Origin of the sequence: Acinetobacter sp. UBA3132 (genome assembly GCF_002364825.1) — a bacterium.
In the GTDB taxonomy this organism is placed as follows: Bacteria; Pseudomonadota; Gammaproteobacteria; order Pseudomonadales; family Moraxellaceae; genus Acinetobacter; species Acinetobacter schindleri.
Genome location: NZ_DEZM01000161.1, coordinates 1 through 3,266, shown reverse-complemented (window position 1 = coordinate 3,266; position 3,266 = coordinate 1). Strand labels below are relative to the sequence as shown.

Annotated in this window: 4 protein-coding genes; all 4 read right to left on the bottom strand. The window is 42.9% G+C overall.

Going from position 1 to position 3,266, the window contains the following annotated elements; translation table 11 throughout:
• Positions 1 to 185: 185 nt before the first annotated feature.
• Positions 186 to 353 carry a hypothetical protein gene (locus B4033_RS08770; protein WP_005223059.1) on the bottom strand — a complete coding sequence of 56 codons (168 nt, stop codon included), beginning with the start codon at positions 351 to 353 and terminating at the stop codon, positions 186 to 188.
• A gap of 68 nt (positions 354 to 421) precedes the next feature.
• On the bottom strand, positions 422 to 2,251 hold the full coding sequence (locus tag B4033_RS08765; RefSeq protein ID WP_286833263.1) for a mechanosensitive ion channel: 1,830 nt from the start codon (positions 2,249 to 2,251) through the stop codon (positions 422 to 424).
• A 204-nt stretch (positions 2,252 to 2,455) separates the two neighbouring features.
• Entirely contained in the window at positions 2,456 to 2,830 is a 375-nt protein-coding gene (locus B4033_RS08760; RefSeq protein ID WP_004814718.1) for a hypothetical protein, read from the bottom strand.
• Positions 2,831 to 2,964: 134 nt separating this feature from the next.
• The coding region (locus B4033_RS08755; RefSeq protein WP_286833261.1) for an ethanolamine ammonia-lyase light chain EutC at positions 2,965 to 3,266 on the bottom strand (302 nt) is incomplete at its 5' end.

The window sequence follows — 3,266 nt, the reverse complement described above, 5'->3', positions numbered from 1 at the left end:
AATAATATGGTGCTGCATTTGCAGTAGAGCTAATAAATTTAGACTGTTTTAATTTCCACATATTGTTGATCTCCTTTGTCTTTATATTATTAATGCAATAAGAATACCAAAATTTATTTAGTATTCATTTGAATATTCTATATTTTCAACATGACAATTCTATTTCAATGAATTAACAGGATTTTTCAGTTAAATTCGTCTGTATCCGGCATGTTCTTTTCCAGCGCTTGTTCAGAGCGCTTATCTGCTTTGCTCTTAACAAAGACAAATCTATAGGCAGCAGTAAAAAAGCCAATCGTAATTCCTGCAATCACTAAAGGTGCTAGAACTTTATTCGGTTTTTTTGCATTCATTCATTTTTCCTCATGACTGAACAAAATCGACCACTTAAGCGTGGCCGATTTTATTTGATTGGAACAGGTTAATTCAGGTCATCTTTCTTTGGACGACTATCGACATTCGGTTCGTCTTCACCTGTAGAGCCAAATGGATTATTAGCTGGTGGATGAGTTGGATCGACGTCGAGTGAGTCCGGTACAGCCTGATCTATATCTGGAGTAACCTGATCAATACCCGATGCTTCATCATCCTGCGGTGCAGTAGTAAGTGATGCAGGGGTACTATTCGATAAGTCCGTACGCATTGGCGCATTGTCATCATTCTGACCTGGAGTAGGCACGATACTCGCTCCTGTTGTAGTAGCTGGTTCAGTCGCAGAAGTCGCATTACCTGAACCAAAAGCTGAAGTCATGATATCGGTATCTTTTTTCAAGGGATTTGGTTCTTTGCCTTCACGTTTGGCTTTATCAATCAAATCCGTCAGAACACGTTCTGCCGGCTGACGACCACCAAGACCGAATGCCAGAGCAAAAGCCACTGCTACTGCGCCCAGAGTCAGACCGAATGCAAGGTTTACAATCGAATCGGCAATGCCCATTGCGCGTAAGCCCATTGCAACTACCAGACCCATAATCAGGACACGAACCAGATTGGCTAACCAGCGTGAACTGTTATATTCACCGCGCTGCACTACATTCGCAACCACATTTGCCAGCCAGAAGCCAACCACCAGAATCACTGCGCCGAGCAGGATGTTCGCACCGAAGTAAATGAACATCGCAATCAGGCTACTTACCTGTTCAAAGCCAAGACGGTTCGCCGCTTCAGACACAGCAAACAGCATAGTGAACAGAATGATCAGGACGCCCACGACATGCGAAATTTTAGTGGTACCCAGGAAACGTTGTAAGTCTAGCTTGGCCGGAACTTCATCTACACCCGTACCTGCCAGAACTTCAGTAACCAGCTTCGCGACCAGTTTCGATACGACATAAGCCAGAATCAGAATCAGGGCTGCGGCAATGATATTTGGAATGGCATTCATTACCTCATACAACATCGCGGTTGCAGGTTGTGAAATCGCCTCAATACCGAGAGCTTCAAAAGCGATGATCAGCGCTGTAATAATAATCACAGCAAAGATGAAGGAACCAATTACTTGAGGAACATTAGAGTTCTTGAAGATGCCAACTTTTTCTGCCTGTTGCTGTACATTCAGACTACGCAATAAACCTTCTACAATGCCACGGATGATTTTCGCCAGAATATAGCCGACAAAAACAATCACACCGGCAATAAAGATATTAGGCAGATAACCAACCACATCATTGACCATGTTCTGAACTGGATACAGCAGACCGCTTAAACCCAGAATCGAGAGTACGATAGGCAGGAATAACAACAGAATCAGCCAGTAAATAATTTCACTGATATTCTCACTCAGTGGCTTTACACCAACTTCTGAACTGAGTTTTTCATCCAGTTGAGTGCGGTCAAGCAGCTTCTGTAGTCCCACCTTGACCAGATTGGCAACAATCCAGCCAATGAATCCGACAGCAATCGCAGCAAGCAATTGAGGGATAAACAGCAGGAAGCGCTGAATCATATTACTGAACGGTCCACTGACATTGGTCAGATTCAGTACATTCAGTGCACCAATAACTGCCATAATCAGGATTAACCAGAAGACAATTCTTGTGATGATATTTTCAATATTGGAACGATGGCCAGTCGCATGGTTTAGCCGCTCATTGGTGCCAAGCTTTTGCAGGATTTTTTTTACGCCTGCAGAGACCAGCAATGCAATAACCCAGCCTATCAGCAGGATCGCCACTGCACTTAATATGGGATGAAACTGTTCCCAATAGTACATGGCATCATAACCGCCTGGGCCTCTCATATATTCATTCATGTTGTCATGCCCTCTATGGTTTTACTTTATTTATAAGTATTTACAGACTTCTTTTTTGGAAAGTTGTAAAGCCGTCTGTCATGCATTATTCACATTAGAATTGGAGCTTTTTTTATTCAATTGAGAAATGCACAACTACAACAAATCCGCACATTAGATTGCAAAAAAGCCCTGATTCTTAACCAGGGCTTTTTAAGAGGGTGCTTACTGACCAGCACCTCGACTAGATCCTTCTGAGTCGGTTGCTATACCAACATCCATACCTCCCGCTGTATCTTCTGCGGTGGCTTCAGTCGTACCAGTAACACCACTTAAGTTCGCAGGCTGATTCAGATCCTGACTACGCCCTTCCTCTGACTGAGCTGGGGTCGTATTGTTCATGGTTGCTGGTTGAGCTTGCGGATTTGGATGACCCGGAGGTGCTTCTTCTGGTGAAGGCTTAATATCGGCAAACATATAAAGTAGCAATGCCAGCAGGAAGACACCTACTAAAATTAAAATATAGACAGGAATTCTTTTCTTCTGCCGTGTATCTTCATCATAGCCTGAAGGTGGTGTTTTGTTGAAATCATTAGCCATAACCATCCTCACTGTTTTTTATTCATGTGTGGATTTCATCATAACAAGTTGATTTTTTAACTTGTGTGACAAAAATAAGTGAGATGGTGACGGCGTGTAAGTCTGTAACAGCGTAGAAGTTTCTACACTATTGGTTATTTAAATAATCCTTTGCCTGGCTCATGCCGAACTTCAACCAATGTTTCATGTTCATCTTTCAGCTGTACGCCCGAAAGCTGCAATGCACAGGATTTTTGCATGAGTGCGATTAAGCGTTGGATCGCCAGCGGATAGGACAGACCTGCCGGACGAACATTGGAGATACAGTTTCTGAGTGCATCATGGCAGCCTTTAAAAGCATTATAAGTATAATAAATTCCCATACTATCCGGAGAACTTAAGCCTGGACGTTCACCAATGAGCATCACCAGCATTTTGGCTTTTAAAATTTCTGCAA

Bases quoted from the DNA above. Each gene is read 5' to 3' on its own strand.
- B4033_RS08770 (WP_005223059.1), bottom strand. From the start codon at position 353: ATGAATGCAAAAAAACCGAATAAAGTTCTAGCACCTTTAGTGATTGCA.
- B4033_RS08760 (WP_004814718.1), bottom strand. From the start codon at position 2,830: ATGGCTAATGATTTCAACAAAACACCACCTTCAGGCTATGATGAAGAT.
- B4033_RS08765 (WP_286833263.1), bottom strand. From the start codon at position 2,251: ATGAATGAATATATGAGAGGCCCAGGCGGTTATGATGCCATGTACTAT.